This is a genomic window from Halobacillus litoralis (genome assembly GCF_009856445.1).
GTDB lineage: Bacteria > Bacillota > Bacilli > Bacillales > Halobacillaceae > Halobacillus > Halobacillus litoralis.
Window position 1 is genome coordinate 49,686 of record NZ_WMFA01000001.1, and the last position, 22,934, is coordinate 72,619.

Consider the following 22,934-nt stretch of genomic DNA (forward strand, 5'->3'; position numbering starts at 1 on the left):
TCATTCATCGGTTTGTATTTAAAAAAAGATAGAAGAGCGATTTCATTAAGGAGGAAGGAACGTTGCGGAATAAATTACTCATCCTGGTCGCGATGACAGGTATGCTTACGTTCCTATCCGGGTGTATGGACGTCAACCAAGAGATCACCTCGGATAGTACAGGATTTTGGAATGAATATATTGTTTATCCATTATCACAAACATTGTTGTTTTTCGCTGATGCCACGAATGGAAGTTACGGATTGGCGATTATTATCGTTACAATCATTATCCGCGTCTTGCTTTTGCCATTGAACGTCAAACAACTGAAAAGTTCAAAAGCGATGCAGGATATTCAACCGGAATTGAAAGAATTGAGAGAGAAGTATTCTTCTAAAGATGCTCAGACTCAACAGAAGCTTCAACAAGAAACAATGCAGCTTTTCCAGAAAAACGGCGTCAATCCACTAGCTGGGTGTTTGCCGATTATCGTACAGATGCCGATCCTGATTGGTTTCTACCATGCGATTATGAGAACGCAGGAAGTTCAAACCCATAATTTCCTATGGCTTGAGCTTGGACAATCGGATCCATTTCTAGCGATTCTGACAGCGGGAACTACGTTCCTTCAGCAGAAATTGATGATGGCCGGAGGCGCGGCTGCACAGAATCCACAAATGCAAATGATGCTATATATTATGCCATTGATGATTGGTACATTCGCATTCTTCTTCCCATCTGCCCTTGCGTTGTACTGGATTGTCGGTAACGTTGTCATGATTCTTCAAACCATTTTCATTCGTAAACCAATGATGAAAGATGAGACAGGAGGAGCAAACTAGTGAAGCAATGGACTGCTACGGGAACCACAGTTGATGAGGCGATCCAAACAGCACTAGAGCAATTACGCACATCAAGAGATCAAGTCGATGTTGAGATCATTGATGAAGGTAAAAAAGGATTTCTCGGTTTTGGTACGAAACCAGCGATTGTAAAAGTAACGATCAAGAAAAATCCAGTGCAGGACGTTGAAACATTCATCTATGAAGTAGCAGAACAAATGGGCGCTCCTGTCCAGGTAAGAACCGAGCTCCGTCAGCGCGACATTTACATGGAGCTTGAAGGTGAAAAGATTGCGATGCTGATTGGCAAACGTGGCCAAACACTGAATTCCCTTCAATATTTGGCTCAACTTGTCGTGAATCGCGAGTCCGATGTTTTCTATACCGTCATGTTAGACGCTGAGGGATATCGTGGTCGCAGAAAAGAAACCTTAGAAAACCTGGCGCATCGATTGGCTGAGAAGGCGATACGGACAAATCAGGAAGTGAAGCTTGAGCCGATGCCTTCGTATGAAAGAAAAATCATACACAGCGCATTGCAAAACCATAAAAAAATCGAGACCGATTCTGACGGGAACGATCCCCGCAGGCACGTCGTCATTCGACCTCAATAATGTGTTACTCATGCTTCTGTTCATCTTTCATGAACAGGAGCATTTTTTATGGATTCCTAAACCAACAAACGCTTCCTATTGTTAAGTAATCAGTTTCGAAACTTTTGTTGCGTGGATGGAGGCTGCGGGGAATGACTCGCTTTCCGCGGGAGCGCGGTGAGCCTCCGCCCCTTTGTTATATAAGTATCTCCCAACCACTTCGGGAGACATGGTAATTGGATGGGAATCAACTCCTAAGGACGCTATTCTATTGTTGTAGAGCTCTTTATGCCCATCACAACAGAATAGTGGCAAGCAACCTCCTTCCTACATCGAATGGGGTGGTTGGGAAGTTGCGAGACTCCCGTGGGAGAAGGAGAAAGGCGAGATCCCGCACGAAGTAGTCCGAGGAAGCTCGGCGCTCTCCCACAGGAAAGCGAGTGACTTCCCAGCGATCCCTCACGCTCAACATGGCAACGAACCTCGAGGCATCTCGAAACTGAGTCCTCAACAATCCTACCAGTTCGTTCAATAAATAGCTGGTAGTCGTATTGTTCCCTGGTATGGTGGAGAAAATGATAGGAAGAGTTATGCACATGTGGATAACTAAAAGGGGCGGAATGAGGGAATATACGTGTTGATATCTTTTCAAAACACGTGGCGGTGTGGTAAGCTAGTTTGTTAGTGACATTAATAATATTCCTATTGTGGATAAATATAAAACGAAAATTTTCAGGAGGTGAGTGCGTGTGGAAACAGATACAATAACCGCCATTTCGACCCCGATGGGAGAAGGGGCGATTGCCATTGTCCGCTTAAGTGGACCTGAGGCCGTGACGATTGCTGCCAGCCTTTTCAAGGGGAAGGATTTGAATGAAGTCGATTCCCACACGATGCATTACGGAAAAATTATTGACCCTGAGACGGGCGAAATGGCCGAGGAAGTGATGGTATCTGTCATGCGTGCCCCGAAGACTTTTACGAGAGAAGATATTGTCGAGATCAACTGCCATGGCGGCCTCGTTTCGGTCAACCGATTGCTGGAGATTGTGCTGGCGAGTGGCGCCAGATTGGCTGAGCCCGGTGAATTTACGAAACGCGCGTTTTTGAATGGTCGTATCGATCTTTCCCAAGCGGAAGCAGTCATGGACTTGATTCGTGCAAAAACGGACCGGGCTATGGATGTCGCTTTAAAGCAGATGGATGGGCGATTATCGAACTTGATTCAGGATTTAAGACAAAAACTTCTGGAAACGCTCGCCCATGTGGAAGTGAATATCGACTATCCAGAGTATGATGACGTTGAAGAGATGTCGCATGAAATGATGGAAGAGAAAACAAAAGAAGTACACGAAGAAGTCACCCGCATCCTGGAAACAGCGAAGCAAGGGAAGATATTAAGAGAGGGACTGGGAACGGCCATTATCGGCCGTCCTAACGTCGGCAAATCTTCATTGATGAACGCTCTTGTCCATGAAAATAAAGCGATTGTGACGGAAGTTCCAGGAACGACCCGTGATGTAATTGAGGAGTATGTCAATGTTCGCGGTGTTCCACTTCGTCTAGTAGATACAGCGGGGATCAGGGAGACAGAAGACATCGTGGAAAAAATCGGTGTTGAACGTTCGAGGCAAGTACTGAAAGAAGCTGACCTGATCCTGTTTGTGTTAAACTATGGGGATGAGCTGAGCGAAGAGGATCAAAAACTTTTCGAAGCCATCCGCGATATGAATATTATCGTGATTGTTAATAAAATGGATCTGGAACAACGCTTAGACCTTAATCAAGTGAAGGAATTGGCCGGGGATCACCCTGTGATTACAACATCCTTGATCCGTGAAGAAGGGATTGACCAATTGGAACAGGCGATTGGCGATACATTCTTTGAAGGAGATCTTGATGCCGGTGATATGACGTATGTTTCGAATGTCCGTCATGTTCAGTTATTAAAACAGGCGAAACAAGCCCTCGAAGATGCCCAAAATGGTATGGAGATGGGAGTTCCGCTTGATGTCGTCCAGATCGATGTCACAAGAACGTGGGAGATTCTCGGGGAAATCGTCGGGGATACCGTTCACGAGAGCTTGATCGATCAATTATTCTCGCAATTCTGCTTAGGAAAATAAACGTTCTGTTTAAACGCTATTCATTATGATAAAAAAAGGAGAGTCATCCGAATGACATATGATGCAGGGCATTATGATGTAATTGTTATTGGTGCTGGTCATGCCGGAGTAGAAGCAGGTCTTGCTGCCGCGCGCCGCGGAGCGAAAACGTTAATGCTGACTTTGAACCTCGACCTCGTTGCCTTTATGCCGTGTAACCCGTCCATTGGTGGTCCCGCAAAAGGGATTGTTGTACGTGAAGTTGATGCATTAGGCGGAGCTATGGGTCGAGTTATTGATAAAACCCACATCCAAATGCGACTTTTGAACACAAGAAAAGGCCCTGCTGTGCGTGCGTTGCGTGCACAAGCAGACAAACCGTTGTATATCAAAGAAATGAAGCGGGTTCTTGAGAATCAGGAGAACTTGACGCTTCGCCAGGCGATGGTTGAAAAAGTACTGGTAGAAGATAATCAGGTCAAAGGTGTCGTAACAGAAACGAAAGCAGCCTACTATGCTCCAACTGTCATTGTGACGACAGGTACATTCATGCGGGGACGCGTCATCATTGGCGACTTGTCGTATGAAAGTGGCCCAAACAACCAACGTTCAACGGTTTCACTTTCTGAACAGCTGGAGGAAATGGGCATTGAAATGGTCCGTTTCAAAACCGGAACGCCGATGCGTGTCAACAGTCACACGATCGACTATTCCAAAACAGAAATTCAGCCGGGAGAAGAAGAACCACGCTCCTTTTCCTATGAAACGACAGAGTTCATCACCGATCAAATTCCGTGCTGGCTGACGTACACAAATGAAGACACACACAAAATCATTAACGATAACTTAGGATTATCTGCGATGTATTCAGGAGCGATCAAAGGGACAGGGCCGCGATATTGTCCATCCATCGAAGATAAAATCGTTCGTTTCAATGACAAACCCCGTCACCAGATTTTCCTTGAGCCTGAAGGAAGAGATACAGAAGAAGTGTATGTTCAAGGTCTTTCCACTTCTCTTCCAGAATACGTGCAGAATGAAATGATGCGTACCGTTCCAGGTCTTGAAAAAGCGGAAATCATGCGCGCTGGGTATGCCATCGAGTATGATTCTGTTGTGCCGACACAATTATGGCCGACACTTGAAACGAAGCAGATTGAAGGACTGTTTACAGCGGGACAGCTGAATGGAACGTCTGGATACGAGGAAGCTGCCGGACAAGGATTGATGGCAGGGATTAACGCGGCTGCGAAAGCGCTCGACCTTGAACCATTAATTCTTGACCGTTCTCAAGGTTATATTGGCGTTATGATTGATGACCTGGTCACTAAGGGAACGGGTGAACCATACCGTCTTCTTACGTCACGCGCGGAATTCCGCTTGATGCTTCGTCACGATAATGCGGATCTCCGTCTCACAGAAATCGGCTATCAACTTGGTTTAATTCCTGAAGATCGTTATGAGCGTTTTATGGAGAAGAAGCGCTTGATCGAAGAAGAGAAAAAGCGTCTCGACAAAGTCATTTTGAAAGAGACGGAAGAGGTTCAAGCTGTCATTGAAGAAGCGGGTGGATCGAAACTGAAAGACGCCATTCGTGCAACAGACTTATTGAAACGTCCAGAAATGAATTACAGTCACTTGGAACGCTTGACTCCTAGCGATGCTGCCCTGCCTGATGATGTTAAAGAGCAGGTGGAGATCCAGGTGAAATACAGCGGCTATATTAAAAAAGCTCTGGAACAAATCGACCGCATGAAGAAGATGGAGACGAAGAAAATTCCTGAGGATATCGATTATGATGCGATTCATGGTCTTGCGACAGAAGCGCGTGACCGTCTGAAATCCGTGCGACCTCTATCTGTCGGGCAGGCCTCCCGTGTTTCAGGGGTCAATCCGGCGGACGTTTCCATCCTGCTTGTTTATATTGAACAAGGGAAAATCGCTCGCGTATCCGGGGAATAATCTGAAAGGATGGACTTATGAATATCAATACCTTTCTTAAAGCATTACAGGAACATGGAATAGAGCTCGACGATCACCAGCAGCGCCAGTTCGAGAAGTATTTTGAGATTCTCGTCGAGTGGAATGAAAAAATGAATCTTACGGCAATTACCGATCAGGAAGGCGTCTATTTGAAACACTTTTATGATTCTTTGACGGCATCCTTCTACTATGACTTCAATCAACCGCTCCGTATTTGTGATGTCGGAGCGGGGGCCGGTTTTCCGAGCTTACCTTTGAAAATCGTCTTCCCACAGTTGAAAGTGACAATTGTCGATTCTTTGAAAAAACGAATCACATTTTTGAACCACTTAGCCCACGAATTGGAGCTGGATGATGTCGCATTTTATCATGATCGTGCCGAGAATTTCGGGAAAAATGCGAATTTCCGTGAAAGTTATGACCTTGTGATGGCACGCGCCGTTGCGCGAATGTCCGTCCTTAGTGAGTTATGTTTGCCCTTGGCTACGAAAGGCGGCAGATTCATGGCGATGAAAGGTCCCAACTTGAAAGATGAAATGGAAGACGCTAAAGCTGCTATTCAAATTGTCGGTGGGGAAGTTCTTGATGTTCACACGTTTGAATTGCCCGAAGAGGGCAGTGAGCGAAACATCGCCATCATTGAAAAAAGAAGAAAAACACCGAAGAAATACCCGAGAAAAGCGGGAACACCGAATAAAACACCGATTCAATAACTTGTTTGCCTCTCTGCCTAAGGGTAGAGAGGTTATTTTTTTAGGGAATAAGAGAAAGAGGAGGGGTAAGAATGGAAATCCTTGTGCTGTCAGATACTCATATGCCGAAAAAAGCAAAACAGCTTCCAAAGCGTTTTATAAAAGAATTGAAGGACGTGGATGCCATCATTCATGGGGAGATTGGCAGACTTTAGAGCTTTATGAAATGTTGAAAGACTATGCTCCCGTGTATGGAGTGTATGGCAATGTGGACGGAGAAGATATTCAAGACAAATTTCCAGCAAAACAAACACTGGAATGGAAAGGGTACCAGATTGGAATTGTCCATGGCCACGGAGATAAAAAGACGACGGAAAAGCGTGTGCTGGAAGCTTTCCAAGAGGATCCCCCGGATGTGTTGATCTACGGACATTCTCATATCCCAGTTCTTCGTTATTTTAAAAAAACACTGCTTTTCAACCCTGGATCTCTGACGGATAAAAGGCGGTCACCTATGTATTCATTCGGAAGGCTCACCTTAACAGAGGACGGCATCCATGCAGAACATATTTTCTTTCGTTAATTTATGAAAATAAATTTCATGAGTTAATTTAAAATAATGAAAGGAATTTCCCTGTTATTATAGAATGGTATATAAGAGAATGTAAACGCTATCGTAGCGTGAAAGGGGATTGGAATGTCAGAGAATTTATTTCGTTTAGATGGAAAAGTAGCGGCTGTAACCGGTGGAACTAGAGGGATTGGGCGTGCTGTGGCTATAGGCCTGGCTGAGGCTGGTGCCGATATTGCTTTGCTACAGAGGAACACCTCACAAGTAGACGTTAAGGAAGAAATTGAAGATCAGGGGCGAACTTGTCACATCATTCCGTGTGATTTAAATGATAAAGAGCAAGTGAAAGAGGCGATACCTCTCGTTGTGGAAGCATTTGGCCATGTAGATATTCTGGTGAATGCAGCAGGAATCCAGAGACGTTCGGATGCTGTTGATTTTTCTGAAGAGGACTGGGACGATGTTCTGAATATCAATCTGAAAACGACTTGGACCCTTTGTCAACAAGCGGGGCGCTATATGGTACCGAACAGAAGCGGGAAAATCATCAATTTTGCTTCCTTGTTGTCCTATCAGGGAGGGATTCGCGTACCCGCCTATGCGGCTTCTAAAGGTGGTGTTTCCCAGTTGACGAAAGCTCTATCGAATGAATGGGCGAAAGAAGGAGTCAATGTCAACAGTGTCGTCCCTGGCTACATCGCAACTGATATGAATACTGCGCTCATTCAGGATGAAGACCGGAACAAGCAAATTCTTGATCGTATTCCAGCTGGTGACTGGGGCAAACCCGAAGACTTCATCGGTGCCGCTGTTTTTCTCGCTTCTGATGCTTCTCGTTATGTACACGGGCATCAGTTGGCGATTGATGGTGGCTGGTTAGGAAGATAAGAAAAATCCCGCTCCTATTAAGAAGGAGCGGGATTTTTTTGGCAGGTTGGACAGTAGTAACAGCGCCGGGAAGCAGCACGGAACTTAATGATTTCCGTCCCATCAATGCGGCAGGGATTACCTTCCCGGTTGAAGACCCAATGTCGATACTCGTAGCGCTTTTTGCCTTCTTTTTTTAACTTTTCTGCAAGGGCTGGATCGTTGGTGATGCCTTTGTTCTTATACGAACGCCACATCAAGTCGATACAAGCTTTTGCTGCACGATAAAGTTGGTCATCTGTGCAATCGATCGGTCTTACAAATGGGGAAATACCAGCAACAAATAGAATTTCACTGCGTAAGTAATTACCGATCCCTCCGATAAAGGATTGATCGAGTAATAAAGACGTCCATTTCCTTCGTTGGAATCTCTTTTCCTGAAAACGTGCAAAAAGATCGTCAGGATTCACCTCTTCACTTAAGAGATCAGGTCCTACTTTTGAAAGAAAAGGGTGATCTTCCTCTTCGCCGTCTTTGAGCACTTCAATATCGGAAGCACTGTAAAGGAGTGCTGACTTCTTTTCATTATGAATGGCCATCCGCAATTGCCGGTTCGTTTTCGGGTAGTTATAAGCGTTTCTAATGTACCACTTTCCGTATAATTGGTTGTGTGAATAAATAACCAGGTCATTGTTGAAGCGGATAAGCATCGCTTTTCCCTTAGTGTCAACGCTTGTCACCGTGGCCCCGCGCAAAATTTCTTGATACCCTTGTAAATCCTCAAAGGCAAAATGGATATCGAGGACGGTTTTGTTATTTAATGCTCTTTCTACGGAATCTGCTGCACGTCTGATTTCTGGTCCTTCTGGCATCTGTTTCTTTCCTTTCGATCAGCTGGATGTAAACATTCCACCATTGATATGGATAACCTGGCCTGTCATATAGGTGGAATCGTCGGAGGCAAGCAGAACATAGCTTCCAACGTGCTCTACCGGTTGTCCCGGACGTCCCATCGGTGTGTTAGTACCGAATTCTTCGACTTTATCTTCTGGGAATGTAGCTGGAATGAGCGGGGTCCAAATCGGACCTGGAGCAATTCCATTCACACGGATCCCCTTGTTCACTAATTGCTTGGCCATGGAGCGGGTAAACGCGACAACTGCTCCTTTTGTTGCTGTGTAATCGACAAGTTCAGGGTTCCCGACATAGGGATTGACCGAAGCAGTATTGATAATCGCACTTCCTTGTCTCAAATGAGGAATGGCCGCTTTTGTAAGATGGAACATAGAGAAAATGTTCGTCCGGAAGGTACTCTCTAATTGTTCGGTTGATATATTTAACAAATCATCCGTCGGGTGCTGTTCAGCAGCATTATTGACGAGAATATCTAATTGACCGAGCTCATTCACCGTGCGTTCAACCGCTGTTTTACATGTTTCTTCATCCCCTACGTCTCCAGGAATCAAGATGGCACGGCGTCCTTCCTCTTCAATTTTCTTTTTCGTATATTCAGCATCTTCATGCTCCTCTAAGTAGGAAATCGCAACATCGGCACCTTCTTTTGCATAGCCAATGGCTACCGATCTTCCAATGCCGCTGTCCCCACCTGTAATTAATGCGACTTTTCCAACTAATTTATTTCCACTCTTGTAGTCCTCGTCCGCTTGTAAGGGAGAGGGATGCATCTCTTTCTCCTTGCCCGGCTGTATGGATTGTTCTTGTCCTGGTTGACCATCTGTTTGGCGTTGTTCTCTATTCATAAATGAAGTCCTCCTCAAATCATGTTTGTTTGATGTCATTCCACCATTTTGGAAAAATAAAACAAACATAACAAAAACCCCTTCATGGTAAGAGTTATGAGGGGGTTCTGGAAGAGCGTAATAATAATGATCTTACGAAGAGTCCAAGGATAATTCCTGGCAGCAGGAATAGAATGGGCAGCCAAACTGGTCCAATTAAAACCCCTCCCACCTTAAATAGAGGGGAATAGATCAGCCCAACGGTTACGGAATAGGCACAAAACGCAAAAGGGACAAAAGAATATGGGGGACACTCCCCGTCTGCCTGGCGATAAGCGTCCCAGACTGCGAACATGTACACACACGGGTAGAACATGAGCCATTGATAGTCCGTCACTTCAATGGCTTTTTCTATATTTCCGTGAAAACTATGGACAATGGCCATGTTGAAAGAGCTGTTCACGTTGAGAATCACTTCTAAAAGGATGAAGGATAACCCCTTGATGACCTGCCCGTTCAATAGCTGACCGAATCCCGGAAAGGCAATGCTCCATAATAAAATTTCCAGTCGTTTTTCTTTCATATCGATTCCTCTTCCGCTAAAAATTATTGGATGAGTTTCTCTCTGTCTGGAGCTTGAGGGGGTTCTTCAAACCATCCATTGTGAATCATGATATCCAGACCGTCTTTAGAATAGATCGCTGTATCTAAGATCAACCTCTGATAGGTAAATACGATATCGTAGCGGAGGCTGACAGAAGAACTGGTTGCGTAATTTCCTTGTCCAGCTGAAGCAAGAACGCTGATTAAATACATCATCAGTCGGTCAGAAAAGACAGGGTCTGTATGGGTGGTCAAGAAGTTCGCAGATACCATTGGTGTCATGATGCCGGACTGGTCCAAAAGGTCTGAGAATAATTTGCGATGCTTAATCGACATCTTTTTTCCTTGTTTCATGTATTCTTTGACCGTTTTGTTTTTACTTGTTTGAGCAAATCCCTGACATAACACTTCCCCGATTGTGTTATTTTTTATGTTTTCATACAAGTGGGTGATTTCCATGGCGTTCAAAGAACGTTTACTGAAAGGGTGATAATAACTTTTGGATTCAATGTACTCGGTTTCATTTTTAATAGCAATTTGAGGGGGTCTTGTATAAATCCCTTTATCAAGTCCGGTGTTCACACACTCGTGAAAAAGTTGGTCCTGCTTACGTATGCGTTCACTGAAGAAATTCCGAACATCTTCTCTGGAAGAGGCTCCTAAAGAAAAACCATCGGAAGTAAGCCCTGCCTGCCCCATATGTTCTAAAAAGGTTAACATGAATGAATCTGTAAAAAGCTTGGGTGCATTCGGATTCAGGTCATCCATAGAATATCCGTTGGGAATGGGAAGTTCAGCTTCCTCAAAAAATCGATGGCAATCGTTCATTCCCTGTTCCGCAATTTCCCTTGCCAGGCCAATTAAAGGCTGGATTTCTTCATCCCTGTGGGTGAATTGAAAATGTTCTAAGACAGGGATGGCCATACTGTTCTGAATATATTGTGTCCATAATAGTCCGATTTCATTGGCTGTCAGTGTTTTTTGGGACATATTGGTTTCCCTCCTCTGGTGATGGTGGCGGTTCTAATTTACTTTCTTTTACTTCTTCCTTGTACAGCAGATACCCCGGTAAACAAACCAGGTTCACAAGGAAGATGTAAATCAGCAATTTAGCTAACCAGTCGATGACGAACACGGTTGATATAAACACTAAGGCAACGATGAATAAAGGCGATACATAAGCGTAAATCATAGTTCGTCCTCCTTGTCTCTTTTATACTTTCCGTCCAGGTATAAATTATTACGAAAAGAGGATGATAGGAGAAAGAAGTCAGACACGGAATAAAGGAGTTCATCATGTGGAAATGGAAGCGGAAGGACAAACAGCAGCCAGAAAAGCAGCAGCAGACGAAGAAACAGAGTGGCTCTCTTTCTGAATTTATCCAAGCGATGAAACAATCGGAGGATTTCGTTCATTACGAATTAAGCGGTAGTACGAGGTGCACGATTTCCTATTTGAAAACGATGTGTGACTCTAAAATACTGAACCGCAGTGTATTAACGACCTTGAATGAGGAATCTCTGCACACGTTACACGATATGCAGGAGAGAATTCCTGTCGAGAACGTAAGGGTGACTTCCAAACTCGATCTCATTGAAGAGAAAGTCATGTTTGGCTACATCATGATACAAAGGCATGAAACCGATGAGGAAGTGGTCCTGGTCCCTGCCATTTCCTTGGAATCGAGAGAGGTCAGCATACCTGAAGTGGAATTCAGTGTCGTAGGGCCTAAAGAGGCATTCGTGGAGACGTTGAACACGAACATCAACCTTATACGAAAGCGTCTGCCTTTACCCCAGTTAACTATTAAAGAATTGAATGTAGGGAAGATTACCAAAACGCGCGTCTCGGTCATTTACATCGATGGCGTGGTGAATCAAGACAACGTGGACACGGTAACTCAGCGTTTGAAAGGGATAGAGGTTGATCAGCTGATTGACAGCTCGTTTGTGACACAAATTATCGCTGATAATTCCAACTCTCCTTTTCCGCAATTGTTGGACACAGAAAGACCGGACCGTGTCGTTTCCAACCTGGTCGAGGGGAAAGTAGCTATTATAGTCGACGGTTCTCCTCATGCTTTAACATGCCCGACGACGGTGGTTGAATTTTTCGGTGCGTCTGATGACTACTTTCTACCTTGGCATTTAGCAACTGCTTTCCGTTTAATTCGTTTATTTGCTGTCATTTTTTCCGTTTTAAGTACACCTTTATATGTAGCAGTCCTCACGTATCATCACGAAATGATTCCTGCAGCCCTGATGGCAACAATCGTTTCGTCCCGTTCGGATATTCCGTTTCCACCGATACTGGAAGTGATTGTTCTTGAATTGACGATTGAATTATTACGTGAGGCAGGAGCCAGACTTCCGACGAAAATCGGTCAAACGATCGGTATCGTAGGAGGTATCGTTATTGGTACAGCAGCCGTAGACGCGGGACTTACGAGTAATGTGCTATTGATTATCGTCGCCCTTAGTGCCCTGGCTTCCTTTACGACCCCTGTTTACCAAATTGGTAACACCATTCGGTTGATCCGTTTTCCGTTTATCATTGGTGCACAGCTATGGGGACTTATAGGAATTTCGATGTGCATGGTCTTTTTTATTGGTCATCTCATTAAATTACAATCCATCGGGCGTCCTTTTTTCGAACCGCTTTATCCGCTTAGAATCAAAGATTTGAAGGATGCTTTTATCCGTCTGCCTTTCAACAAGCAGACGGAGCGGCCGGTTCTCATGAGGACAGAAGATCCACAACGGATGAATCCATCACGAGTGAACGCGAAGAGGGATATCGATGAATAAGTTGAACAACAGTCAAGGATTGAAAATACCTGAGAATTACTTAGTCACACCCGCCTATGTCTTCTTTCTGATTCATAGCATGCAGGTGGGTGTCGGAATTCTCGGTTTTGAAAAGTACTTAGTGGAAAAAGCAGGATTTGATGCATGGGTTGCTGTATTGATTGCGGGTGGTATCTTACATGTGATTCTTTGGATGATCTATCGACTTCTTCAAAATGGAGGAGGCGACATTGTCGAAATCCATAAGAGGATTTTTGGTAAATACGTAGGAGGTTTTTTAAGCCTCCTCTTTTGTGCTTATTTCACTCTGCTCGCCTTCACCGTGCTAATCACATTCATAGAGGTCATTAAAGTGTGGGTATTTCCCGGGCTGCATGTTTGGGTGTTCACCTTTGTCCTCCTGCTTCTTGTGTACTATCTGGTCAGTGGTGGTTTCCGGGTGATTACAGGAGTCTGCTTAATCAGCGTTATTATTGGTCTGCCAATTCTGCTGCTTAAATATTTTCCTGTAGAAGCTGGTCATACCATGAACATCTATCCAGTGATCAGTCATAGTGTCCCAGACATATTGGCTGCAACAAAGAATAGTATTCTCAGCTTTATTGGCTTGGAATTTCTCTTGATTTATTATCCCTTTATCAAAGACCCGCAAAAATCCAAGAAATGGGCTCATTATGGCGTGTTTTACACGACGATGATTTATTTAATCAGTGTCCTTGTGACGTTCGTTTATTATAGTGAAGAACAGTTGAAGCAAGTGGTATGGGGTACGATTTCCGCTTGGAAAATTGTCGAATTTCCGTTCATTGAACGATTTGAATTCGTAGGGATAGCCATGTGGCTGTATGTCATCCTTCCGAATATATGTTTAGGGTTATGGGGAGCAACCAGAATTCCAAAGCGCGTATTCAAGGTGAAGCAGAAGTATATGGTGATTCTTTTCTGTATCGCCCTCTATTTCCCCGCTGTCCTGATCGATGGGCGGCCGATGATTGATTCTGTGAATAACTGGTCGGGACAACTTGGTTTATACGTCCTGCTATATATCCCATTGTTATTAATTCTCAAGACGATTACAGATAAAGTGAGGAAACGGACATGAAAAAACAATGGCTTTTTCTTATGATGGTGTCTGTTGTACTTTTGAACGGGTGTATGCCAAGCAGGAGCGTGGAGGAGAACGCGATTGTTCAAATTGTCGGATACGATGTAGGAGAGGAAGAAAGGATTCAGGGGACAGTATCCATTCCTCAATACGGAAAGAGTGAAGATAAACAAGCAGCTTCTGAACTCTATTTAACGGTCGAGGCTGATTCAACCAAAGATGTAGAAGTAGAAATACAGAAGCAATCTTCAAGACCTATTTCAATCGGGAAATTGGCTGTAACATTATACAGCAAAGAATTAGCAGAAAATGATCTGGCTGATTTTATCGATGTCCTTAGTCGAGATCCCAGGCTAAGCAGAAATATGTTCTTAGGAGTTGTGGAAGGCTCTTCTAAGGACTTAATAGAAGGTGGATACACTCAGGATGAGACAACCTCTAAGCATCTGCAGGGGCTCATTGAAAATAACACCCTCTATAATTTTCCATCGACAAGCCTGCATGATTTCTTGTATGCCTACTATGCGCAAGGAATGGATTCATTCCTTCCATTGTTGAAAAAACACGAAACCTTTGTCGAACTATCAGGAGTCGGCTTCTTTAAAAGAGGAGTACTTGTCGCTGAGATACCGGATTCTGCTATTTTTACATTTAAAATGTTAAAAGAAAATTTTATAAAAGGGATGCAGGAAATCCCGTTTGAAGGGGGCGTGATCATGATGGAAAACATCGGGTCAAATGTTGACTACAGTCTATCAGGACCCACCGACAATCCGCAGTTTGACATCAAAGTCAAGTTAAAAGCCGAAGTAAATGAAATGTCCGGTATTAAACGCGACGCGTCTCCTGAATTAGCGAAAGAAATGGAAGAGAAATTCGCTGAGTTTTTTAACAAGGAAGGGAAGGAATTGATTTCTTTGTTTAAGGAAAAAGGGGTGGACCCGCTGGGACTTGGGAATTTTGCCAAAACAAGGAGGGGGGATTTCGATCTTACGCAATGGCGGGATAACTATTCGGAGCTTGAGGTTAATGTGAAAGTGGATGTAGAAATTACTGAATACGGTATCTTCTCCTGAGGCTGTCTTCTCATAGAGAAAAAAGAAAGGTCACCTTTAAAAAGAAGGGTGACCTTTCGTGTTGAGAAAAGGGAAAAAACAATTACTCGCCTTGGAGAGTAAATTCAGAGGGTTCAGCCTCTTTTCAAAACCTGAACGCCTGAACGGATAAGCTCATAATAGAGCGCTGTAAATGTCTGAGTCGTTAAAAAGACAGCGAAAGAAAAGCTGATTTTATAGCCGTTTTGGAATTCAACGATGCCAAGCTTTGTAAACACCCACTGCATACTGACTCCAATGATGACCCAGAGAAGAATATAGAAAATAAACGTTTTTTTATGGATGTTGAACATGTCATAGAAATAAATGAAAAAATAACTGAATGGTGCGAATATCAAGTAATAGCATAAGTCGAACAATTCATAGTGATTCGTATCATTCAACGTGAAAAAATCAATGAGCCCTCCACCTATGGTAAAGTCGAAGAACACCCCGATTGTAAAACCCAGCAACATTAACAGCCAGGTGATCTCCCGTTTGAATTTATAAGGGAGGATAAAAAAGAGGGTGTAGGCAAGAGTGAGGAGTATTAAAATGGTTATTTCATTTTTATCGAAGGTCTGCCAAAGGAAGTTCACGAGTGCTTCACCTCATTGTGCGTTGTTTTCCTGATTAATTTCCATACACCGATGCTGAAAAAGTGGAGGAATACATAGTAAATAGCATCAAAACCCAGACTCCATTCTTTGTAAGTAGAAATATCAAGGACCCTGGATAGAATGGTAAGTAAAAGTAAGCAAACCACGGAAACAGTGAAAATTACTCCCTTTTTCATCGCAGATGATGAATGATCGTATAAATTCAGTTGAACCATCAAAAGAGTAGGGATAATTATACTTCGAAAAATTAAAAATCCGGCGTAATTTGCAGGGTCCTCTGTAATTTTCACATACTTTAGCTCTTCGTTAATGATCCACGTCCAGTTAATGCTGATGACACTTGTGGCTAAAAATATAAATGAATTTTCTATGATCGTTAATCGCTTCGGGATGATCGCGAAGATACTTATGATCAGCCACGCAGACACGAAAAAAACGGTAAAAGCCATACGAACCCTCCTTTTCATCTCCCTCTATTGTTTGTGTTCTGCACTGAAAATATTCCCTGAGAATGGCACCTCTTACAAGTTTTAAAGAAAGGTCAGGAATAGGGAGTATTTTGAGAAATGAAAAACTCAGAGCCCTGCTCTGAGTTTTGTTTCACGTGAAATATTCGAGACTTGCCTCAGGAAAGTATTGATTGATGTATCCGCCTAGTACGTTCTTCATTTCTTCTTGTTCATCTTTTTGATAAACGTACTTTCCTATGCCATATTTGCCCCACTTGTATTTACGTTTTTCCTCATCCATTTCCAATTTTGTCATCGGATAATTCTTTTGAATGACGCGCTTCGCCGGTTTTGTAAAGCGGTGTTGAATCAATTCAAATGTTAAATCCTTCGTAGCATAATCCGGCAATTTGTCCTGAAGCTTTTCAAAAAGGATGCGGTATCCTTCTTTCCAATCCTCGTACAAATAAATGGGTGCAATGATGAACCCAAGAGGGTAGCCGGCTTTTGCGACTTTCGCAGCAGCCTCAATCCGCTCATCTAAACGGGACGTGCCAGGTTCTAAGTATTTGATGACATAATCTGCATTCATGCTGAAGCGAAATCTTGTTCTTCCGTTGTGTTTGGCGTCGAGCAGATGGTCGACATGCGCGAATTTCGTTACAAATCGAAGTCGTCCGTGTTCTGATTCTCCAAAGTATTCAATCGCCCGCTTCAACGAGTGGGTTAAGTGATCGACTCCAACGATATCGGATGTACAGGAGGCCTCAAAACGGGTCTCTTCCGGCGCACGCTCCTTCATATATTGTTCAGCCGCATCAAACACTTCCTCGACATTCACATACGTACGAATATAAGGTTTGCTGCCCATCGTGGTTTGCAGATAACAATAGTGGCAATGCCCCATACACCCTGTTGCAAGAGGAATGGCATACTCCGCAGAGGGTTTCGATGTATCGAATTTAAGCGTTTTTCTTACCCCGACCACAAGTGTGGATTTCGCCATCCGGTATTTTTGAAAATCATTTTCCCCGGGAAGGTTGCGCACCTGATTGTGCGAGGTGGTCTCCCTTATTTCAATTCCCATCCCTTCGAACTTTTCCTTTAATTCCCGACCTAAAGGGTATTCAAGAGCTCTTGGTTCGATATAGACAAGTTCTGGCATGAATGGTTTTACCACAGCTCACCCTCCGATTCTACTCCCCCACCAAAGGCATCGTAGTACGCGCGTTCCGCTTCCCCTTCGGAGGCATATATTGCGATATTTTCATCCAGCGGAAAATAGGTTTCATATAAAAACAAAGCCAATTCTCCTGGTTGTTCAGGGTTATTTACAACAGCAGCTTCTTGCACATTGGCTACATCATACGTGTGTGGGTTTCTGTAAACCACGTAAACGATGTCGCCTGCTTTATAGTTTTGTTGTAGATCCATCCGATCACCTGCTTTTCATATTTTTGGGTTCCATTTGTCCCTTTTAGTTTTTCATCTAATCGTGCTCATTTTTCCACAAATGTCGACTTTTATTACGACTTTATTTTTAAAAAAGGATTATCCCATATGAAACTAGAAGTACATTCTATATTAAAGGAGGAGGGTGGAAATGGAGCTGCATACAGAGAGACTTTGTTTGAGACCTTACACGAATGATTTAGCAGAACGGGTGGTTGAATTAGCAGGAGATGAAGCCGTGGCGGCGACCACTTTTGTTCCCCATCCTTATACGCTTGAAGTGGCTGAAGAATGGATAGCCCTACATAAGGATTGGATTGAAAAAGGAACGGCGTACCCTTTAGCAATGATCGTCAAGGAGTCCAATGTCCTTGTGGGTACGATGACTTTAAGAATCGATGGAAAACACCACAAAGGGGAACTCGCTTACTGGGTTGGGAAACCTTATTGGAACCAGGGATATGCGACAGAAGCGGCAATCCGGGTAGTGGACTTCGGTTTTGGAGAATTGAAGTTGAATCGAATATGGTCGGCAGCTATCACTTCCAACCCGGGCTCGACCAAAGTCATGCAAAAAGCCGGTCTGAGCTATGAGGGAACGTTAAAGCAGGACATCTATCATTGGGGAGAATACAAAGACCTTGATGTGTATGGAAGAATCAATAATAATGGATAGGTTTCATGTGAAACAAAGCCCGCCCGATTGTATCGGACGAGCTTGTTAATTTTTAAAAAGTTATGTTGAAGCTTGTCGAATTGGAATCAACGTTCCTATCAATGCAATGCCTGCACAAACGAAAAACATGGGCATAAAACCGAAGGGGGCAATTCCGCTTACGGTCATAAAAATTACCAGGTCAAACAAAGAGTCCAGAATGGAAAGCAAAGAAATGGTCGTCGCTCTCACATTTGAAGGAATAATGTCGTTGGCCAACTGTGAATAAACGGGATATCGTATGGCGCTCACAAGTTTCAAAAGAATGAGTGCTAAAAGAACCATCCAAAGATGAGTGTGCAGTACAGCAGTGGCTGCAAGTGAGAGTACGGCAAGGATACCTGTGATGAACAAAAGCTGTACCCGTGTCACCCACTTTGTCATCCAACCAATCGATCGCGCCGCAACAAAGCCGAAGATTGCGGTAACTGCATACACCACCCCGATTCCGTAAACCGGGAGTCCGGCATCTACCAACAATTTTTGATCGAATTTCTCAAAAATAGCGACAGCCGGAATGAAAACCAGGGAGATGTTAATGAACATCCAGAGCACTTGCGGCGTTTTGCGGATGGCCTGATATCCTTCTATCACTTGTTTCACCATTGGCGTCCGTATCCCACCTTGATTCGAAGGGTTCTTAACGAACAAGAGCACGACGAATTGGATGACCATGAAAAAGACACCAAGCATGAGGAGAAGTCGGAATTGACTTTCATCCAAGTCCCTGGCTAGGAAGGCTCCTATGATGACCACAAATATAGACACGATAAAACGGGCGGATCCAATCTGCCCCATCGCCCGGTCCATAAGATTTTCTTCATTACTTTCTTTTAATGACTCATAGACGAGCGCTTCATCTGCCCCACTGAAAAATGTTGCAGCGAAGCCCGTAAGAAAGCTGCTTGCGAAAAACACCCATGGATCGAAAGCGAAAATTAATAAACCGTGGGCGAAGATGCTGAGAACAGAACCGATAAGAAAAGCCTGTTTGGCACCAAAACGATCGGCGATGACCCCTGTAGGAATTTCCCCGAATAGCACGCCTATACTGAAGAAGGTCATGACGAGGAGAATCATTGTTTCATCAAGACCTCTTGCGAAATAAAACAACGTAAGGACAGGCTGAATAAAACGGAAGTTTCCAAAAATTTCAGCCCAAAATAAAAGTTGAATGTTATAAGATGCTAACGTATTCTTTTTCAAGATGTTTCCTCCTGCAAAGTAAAATCTGATGCAAGCAGGAGATTAAGCGTAAGTGAAAATTAAGAAGCTCTCCCCCCTGCTGATTGAGTGATTCGTTCTGTGGAATTTTTTTGCATATCTATATCCTCCTAAAAATTAGTCCAATTCTATATATTATTCATCCTCACCCAATATTCCTCCCAAACCTCTAACACAACAGCTCCCTATTCTTGAAGACTCAGTTTCGAGATGTTTCCAGGGTTGTTGCCTGGTTAAGCGTTAGGGGCGGCTGGGAAGCCACTCCCTTTCCTGTGGGGGAGCGCCGAGCTTCCCAACCACCCCATTTCATATGAGGGAGAAACGAACCCCCTATACCGAGATGGAGTGTCCCCACTCTCCCATCTAGAGTGGGGATAAGCTTCTGTATCAAGCTTTCACTTTCTGAATGCCCACTGGGGCAGAATTAATATTATCCTTTTCCCAAAACCATATAAGCTGAATTTTAAGTAGTGGTTTCGAGAATCTTCCGTTGCCCCCATCCACTCAATCAAAGCCTCGAAACTGAGTCTTCCACAATACTGCCATATTGCTTAAGAACTTTTGTCATTGAGAAAATATATCGACTTGTTTTGTCAGGAAAAGTCATGAAAGGGAGGCGTTCAAATGGCGGAAAACCACGTTTCACACTAGAAAATTGTGTGTTTTCGACAAACCCGACGATCATTTCTTCAATCTTGAAGATACTTTTCATAGATTAAATGTGATAAAATGAATAGAGAAATGAAAAACGGCATACGTACGCGCAGCAGCTGAGTAGCCTGCGGCGCTTTTTATGTTTCAAAATATAGGGTATATACAATAAAAACAGCGTATGCTCGATCGTATAAAGGTGGTGTCTGATCGTGTTACATCCTTTTGGTCGTTTGTTCGGGCTAGGGGACAAACCGGATTCGGATAATGACAACAATGAAGAAGAAGGCTACAACCCCGACGAGGTTGTACAAGTTCCAGTCGAACGCGTGCAGCCCAACCGTTACCAACCTCGAGCGATTTTCAACAACGAGAAGATTAGCGAACTCGCCCAGACGATACATACGCATGGGATGATTCAGCCGATCGTTCTCCGTCGGTTAAATGAAGAAGAGTATGAATTGATCGCCGGTGAACGTAGGTGGCGTGCCGTTCAGTCTCTGGGCTGGGAAACGGTCCCTGCGATTATCCGCGAGATGAATGATTCACAAACAGCTTCTGTTGCTCTGATAGAAAACTTGCAACGGGAAGAGCTGACCGTAATTGAAGAAGCAGTCGCCTATGCAAAGCTTCTGGAACTGCATCAGATTACGCAGGAAGCCCTAGCGCAACGGCTGGGAAAAAGTCAATCGACCATTGCCAATAAATTGCGTCTTTTGAAGTTGCCGGAGTCTGTTCAGCAGGCCGTTATGGATAAAAAGATTACGGAACGGCACGCACGGGCTCTCATTGCTCTGAAAGAAGAGGAACAACAGGAAAAGATTTTGGCAGAAATCATTGAAAAGCAGTTGAACGTGAAGCAGACAGAAGAACGGATTGCTAAGTTAAATGACCCGGCACCAAAGAAAAAGAAACCGAAGATGAAGGGCGTCAATAAGGATATGCGTATCGCCATGAATACGATTCGCCAATCCTTGACAATGGTGACGGATACAGGGATCGACTTAGAAACGGACGAAGAAGATCATGACGATTATTATCAGATCACAATCAAGATTCCAAAAGGTAAGAAAAAATAATACGCCTGAACGACCCATCTTGACTTATGTGGAGATGGGGCTTTTTTTAAGCCATTTTACCTAATGCTTTCAATAAAATGGTAGAATGATAAAAAAGACAGTGAGGCAGGTGACATCATGGGGAAAGTGATTTCAATCGCCAATCAAAAAGGCGGGGTCGGGAAAACAACGACAGCCGTCAATTTAAGTGCATGTCTTGCGCATTTGGATTATAAAGTCCTTTTGGTGGATATTGATCCCCAGGGAAATGCAACGAGTGGAATCGGCGTAGAAAAAGGAGATATGGAGCGGTGTGTCTATGACGTGCTCGTGGATAATGTAAAAGCGAAGGATGTCAAGACAAGTACGATTGTAAGCAACCTTGATACCATTCCAGCAACGATTCAATTGGCTGGCGCGGAAATAGAATTAGTCCCGATTATTTCCCGGGAAGTAAAATTGAAAAAAGCGCTGGATGAGATCAAAAGTGATTATGATTATATTATTATCGACTGCCCTCCCTCTCTCGGACTTCTAACATTGAATGCTTTGACCGCCTCTGATTCTGTTTTAATTCCTGTACAATGTGAATATTATGCCTTGGAAGGTTTGAGCCAGCTTTTGAATACGGTACGGCTCGTTCAGAAGCATATGAACCATGATTTAATGATTGAGGGTGTACTTATGACCATGCTGGATGCCCGCACAAATCTGGGAATCCAGGTGATAGATGAAGTAAAGAAATACTTCAGGGATCGCGTTTATCAATCGATTATTCCGCGTAACGTACGTTTAAGTGAAGCGCCCAGCCACGGAAGACCAGCGATTCTTTATGATGCCAAATCACGTGGCGCAGAAGTATATTTAGATTTAGCAAAGGAAGTGATTGTGAATGGCGAAAGGGTTAGGTAGCAAAGGCCAAGAGGCTTTAGGCGCTTTTTTCAACAACCAGACATCGACAGAAGAAATCCAACACGTAGCGATTAAAGACTGTCGTCCGAACCCTTACCAACCCCGCAAACAGTTTGAGCCAGAAGCATTGGAAGAGTTGAAACAATCCATTGCCGAACACGGCATCCTTCAACCCTTGATTGTGAGAAAAAGCATCAAAGGATATGAAATTGTTGTCGGGGAGCGTCGTTTTCGCGCAGCCCAAAAAGCCGGTCTCACGCATGTACCTGCAATTGCCAGGGAGATGACGGATGAACAAATGATGGAGATCGCTTTGCTTGAGAACTTACAAAGAGAAGACCTCTCTCCTATTGAAGAGGCAAAATCTTACGAACAATTGATTGAAGATCTCGGAGTAACCCAGGATGAGTTATCCAAACGCTTAGGGAAAAGCCGTTCTCATATTGCCAACCTTATCCGTCTCTTAGCTTTGCCTAAAGCAGTGACAGATAAAATCAATGAAGGCAGTCTATCCATGGGCCATGGTCGTGCCCTGTTAGGTGTGAAGGATCAAGATTTACAACTGGACCTGGTTAAAAAAATTGAGGCAGAGGCTCTGAATGTTCGGCAGGTGGAACGGTTGATCCATGACCTGACGAACCGTCCTTCGAAAAAGAAAGACAAGAAACCCCGGGATATTTTTTTACAGGAACGTGAGAAGAACTTGAAAGAGCGCCTGGGTACAGGTGTGAAGATTCATAAGGGGAAACGTAAAGGGAAAATCGAAATTGAGTTCACGAATAATGAAGATTTAGAACGGATTATCGATTTGTTTGCAGATAAAGAATAAAAAGCTGGAGATTTGAGTGATCTCTGGTTCTTTCTTTTTTTAA

Annotated in this window: 25 protein-coding genes; 15 read left to right on the forward strand and 10 right to left on the reverse strand. The window is 43.8% G+C overall.

All coding sequences use genetic code 11. The features are described from left to right. The first annotated feature begins 62 nt into the window (after window positions 1–62). From spoIIIJ to GLW00_RS00285, 8 genes are all read left to right on the forward strand, one after another. Entirely contained in the window at window positions 63–821 is a 759-nt protein-coding gene (gene spoIIIJ, locus GLW00_RS00255) for a YidC family membrane integrase SpoIIIJ (protein WP_160910485.1), read from the forward strand. After that, window positions 821–1,435: an RNA-binding cell elongation regulator Jag/EloR gene (gene jag, locus GLW00_RS00260; RefSeq protein WP_160910486.1), complete on the forward strand. Its 615-nt coding sequence runs from the start codon at window positions 821–823 to the stop codon at window positions 1,433–1,435. The genes spoIIIJ and jag overlap by 1 nt, the downstream gene beginning before the upstream one ends. Window positions 1,436–2,163: 728 nt before the next feature. Beyond that, entirely contained in the window at window positions 2,164–3,540 is a 1,377-nt protein-coding gene (mnmE, locus tag GLW00_RS00265) for a tRNA uridine-5-carboxymethylaminomethyl(34) synthesis GTPase MnmE (RefSeq protein ID WP_160910487.1), read from the forward strand. Window positions 3,541–3,591: 51 nt separating this feature from the next. Next, window positions 3,592–5,481 (forward strand): tRNA uridine-5-carboxymethylaminomethyl(34) synthesis enzyme MnmG, encoded by a 1,890-nt coding sequence (mnmG, locus tag GLW00_RS00270; protein ID WP_160910488.1) that lies wholly within the window; start codon window positions 3,592–3,594, stop codon window positions 5,479–5,481. A 17-nt stretch (window positions 5,482–5,498) separates the two neighbouring features. Continuing rightward, window positions 5,499–6,215 carry a 16S rRNA (guanine(527)-N(7))-methyltransferase RsmG gene (gene rsmG / locus GLW00_RS00275; RefSeq protein WP_160910489.1) on the forward strand — a complete coding sequence of 239 codons (717 nt, stop codon included), beginning with the start codon at window positions 5,499–5,501 and terminating at the stop codon, window positions 6,213–6,215. A gap of 71 nt (window positions 6,216–6,286) precedes the next feature. After that, window positions 6,287–6,409, forward strand: a complete 123-nt coding sequence (locus tag GLW00_RS20840) for a metallophosphoesterase family protein (protein WP_335808443.1) — start codon at window positions 6,287–6,289, stop codon at window positions 6,407–6,409. After that, complete coding sequence (locus GLW00_RS00280; RefSeq protein ID WP_335808437.1) at window positions 6,361–6,777, forward strand: metallophosphoesterase family protein; 417 nt, start codon at window positions 6,361–6,363, stop codon at window positions 6,775–6,777. Before GLW00_RS20840 ends, GLW00_RS00280 begins: the two co-directional genes overlap by 49 nt. A 114-nt stretch (window positions 6,778–6,891) precedes the next feature. Beyond that, a complete protein-coding gene (locus GLW00_RS00285) occupies window positions 6,892–7,653 on the forward strand; it encodes an SDR family oxidoreductase (protein ID WP_160910490.1) in 762 nt (253 codons plus the stop codon). A gap of 17 nt (window positions 7,654–7,670) precedes the next feature. On the opposite strand, the gene nei is transcribed toward GLW00_RS00285, so the two are convergent. The 5 genes from nei to GLW00_RS00310 all read right to left on the reverse strand — a co-directional run bounded on the left by nei (window position 7,671) and on the right by GLW00_RS00310 (window position 11,166). Continuing rightward, window positions 7,671–8,504 (reverse strand): endonuclease VIII, encoded by an 834-nt coding sequence (nei, locus tag GLW00_RS00290; RefSeq protein ID WP_160910491.1) that lies wholly within the window; start codon window positions 8,502–8,504, stop codon window positions 7,671–7,673. An 18-nt stretch (window positions 8,505–8,522) separates the two neighbouring features. Continuing rightward, complete coding sequence (locus tag GLW00_RS00295; protein ID WP_160910492.1) at window positions 8,523–9,392, reverse strand: SDR family oxidoreductase; 870 nt, start codon at window positions 9,390–9,392, stop codon at window positions 8,523–8,525. Window positions 9,393–9,486: 94 nt separating this feature from the next. Then, entirely contained in the window at window positions 9,487–9,954 is a 468-nt protein-coding gene (locus tag GLW00_RS00300) for a hypothetical protein (protein ID WP_160910493.1), read from the reverse strand. 23 nt (window positions 9,955–9,977) lie between these two features. Continuing rightward, complete coding sequence (locus tag GLW00_RS00305; protein WP_160910494.1) at window positions 9,978–10,964, reverse strand: DUF3231 family protein; 987 nt, start codon at window positions 10,962–10,964, stop codon at window positions 9,978–9,980. Further along, window positions 10,936–11,166, reverse strand: a complete 231-nt coding sequence (locus GLW00_RS00310) for a hypothetical protein (protein ID WP_160910495.1) — start codon at window positions 11,164–11,166, stop codon at window positions 10,936–10,938. Before GLW00_RS00310 ends, GLW00_RS00305 begins: the two co-directional genes overlap by 29 nt. A gap of 104 nt (window positions 11,167–11,270) precedes the next feature. Between GLW00_RS00310 and GLW00_RS00315 the strand changes: the two genes are divergently transcribed. The 3 genes from GLW00_RS00315 to GLW00_RS00325 are packed head-to-tail and all read left to right on the forward strand — an operon-like array spanning window position 11,271 to window position 14,963. Beyond that, on the forward strand, window positions 11,271–12,782 hold the full coding sequence (locus GLW00_RS00315; protein WP_160910496.1) for a spore germination protein: 1,512 nt from the start codon (window positions 11,271–11,273) through the stop codon (window positions 12,780–12,782). Then, window positions 12,775–13,884: a GerAB/ArcD/ProY family transporter gene (locus GLW00_RS00320; protein ID WP_160910497.1), complete on the forward strand. Its 1,110-nt coding sequence runs from the start codon at window positions 12,775–12,777 to the stop codon at window positions 13,882–13,884. The genes GLW00_RS00315 and GLW00_RS00320 overlap by 8 nt, the downstream gene beginning before the upstream one ends. Then, window positions 13,881–14,963: a Ger(x)C family spore germination protein gene (locus GLW00_RS00325; RefSeq protein ID WP_160910498.1), complete on the forward strand. Its 1,083-nt coding sequence runs from the start codon at window positions 13,881–13,883 to the stop codon at window positions 14,961–14,963. The genes GLW00_RS00320 and GLW00_RS00325 overlap by 4 nt, the downstream gene beginning before the upstream one ends. Before the next feature lie 113 nt (window positions 14,964–15,076). Here GLW00_RS00325 and GLW00_RS00330 read toward each other — a convergent pair whose 3' ends face one another. The 4 genes from GLW00_RS00330 to GLW00_RS00345 all read right to left on the reverse strand — a co-directional run bounded on the left by GLW00_RS00330 (window position 15,077) and on the right by GLW00_RS00345 (window position 17,484). Next, window positions 15,077–15,580 carry a hypothetical protein gene (locus GLW00_RS00330; RefSeq protein ID WP_160910499.1) on the reverse strand — a complete coding sequence of 168 codons (504 nt, stop codon included), beginning with the start codon at window positions 15,578–15,580 and terminating at the stop codon, window positions 15,077–15,079. Then, a complete protein-coding gene (locus GLW00_RS00335) occupies window positions 15,577–16,050 on the reverse strand; it encodes a hypothetical protein (protein ID WP_160910500.1) in 474 nt (157 codons plus the stop codon). The genes GLW00_RS00330 and GLW00_RS00335 overlap by 4 nt, the downstream gene beginning before the upstream one ends. Before the next feature lie 151 nt (window positions 16,051–16,201). Beyond that, window positions 16,202–17,230, reverse strand: a complete 1,029-nt coding sequence (gene splB / locus GLW00_RS00340; RefSeq protein ID WP_160910501.1) for a spore photoproduct lyase — start codon at window positions 17,228–17,230, stop codon at window positions 16,202–16,204. Then, window positions 17,224–17,484, reverse strand: coding sequence for a transcriptional regulator SplA domain-containing protein (locus tag GLW00_RS00345; RefSeq protein ID WP_160910502.1), 261 nt, complete (start codon window positions 17,482–17,484; stop codon window positions 17,224–17,226). The genes splB and GLW00_RS00345 overlap by 7 nt, the downstream gene beginning before the upstream one ends. 169 nt (window positions 17,485–17,653) lie before the next feature. Between GLW00_RS00345 and GLW00_RS00350 the strand changes: the two genes are divergently transcribed. Continuing rightward, entirely contained in the window at window positions 17,654–18,178 is a 525-nt protein-coding gene (locus tag GLW00_RS00350) for a GNAT family N-acetyltransferase (RefSeq protein ID WP_160910503.1), read from the forward strand. 60 nt (window positions 18,179–18,238) lie between these two features. On the opposite strand, the gene GLW00_RS00355 is transcribed toward GLW00_RS00350, so the two are convergent. Next, complete coding sequence (locus GLW00_RS00355) at window positions 18,239–19,423, reverse strand: MFS transporter (protein WP_160910504.1); 1,185 nt, start codon at window positions 19,421–19,423, stop codon at window positions 18,239–18,241. 881 nt (window positions 19,424–20,304) lie between these two features. On the opposite strand from GLW00_RS00355, the gene noc reads away from it, so the two are divergent. From noc to GLW00_RS00370, 3 genes are all read left to right on the forward strand, one after another. Beyond that, a complete protein-coding gene (noc, locus tag GLW00_RS00360) occupies window positions 20,305–21,171 on the forward strand; it encodes a nucleoid occlusion protein (RefSeq protein WP_115822989.1) in 867 nt (288 codons plus the stop codon). A gap of 117 nt (window positions 21,172–21,288) precedes the next feature. Beyond that, window positions 21,289–22,062, forward strand: a complete 774-nt coding sequence (locus GLW00_RS00365; RefSeq protein ID WP_160910505.1) for a ParA family protein — start codon at window positions 21,289–21,291, stop codon at window positions 22,060–22,062. Beyond that, window positions 22,043–22,891: a ParB/RepB/Spo0J family partition protein gene (locus tag GLW00_RS00370; protein WP_160910506.1), complete on the forward strand. Its 849-nt coding sequence runs from the start codon at window positions 22,043–22,045 to the stop codon at window positions 22,889–22,891. Before GLW00_RS00365 ends, GLW00_RS00370 begins: the two co-directional genes overlap by 20 nt. Window positions 22,892–22,934: the final 43 nt, after the last annotated feature.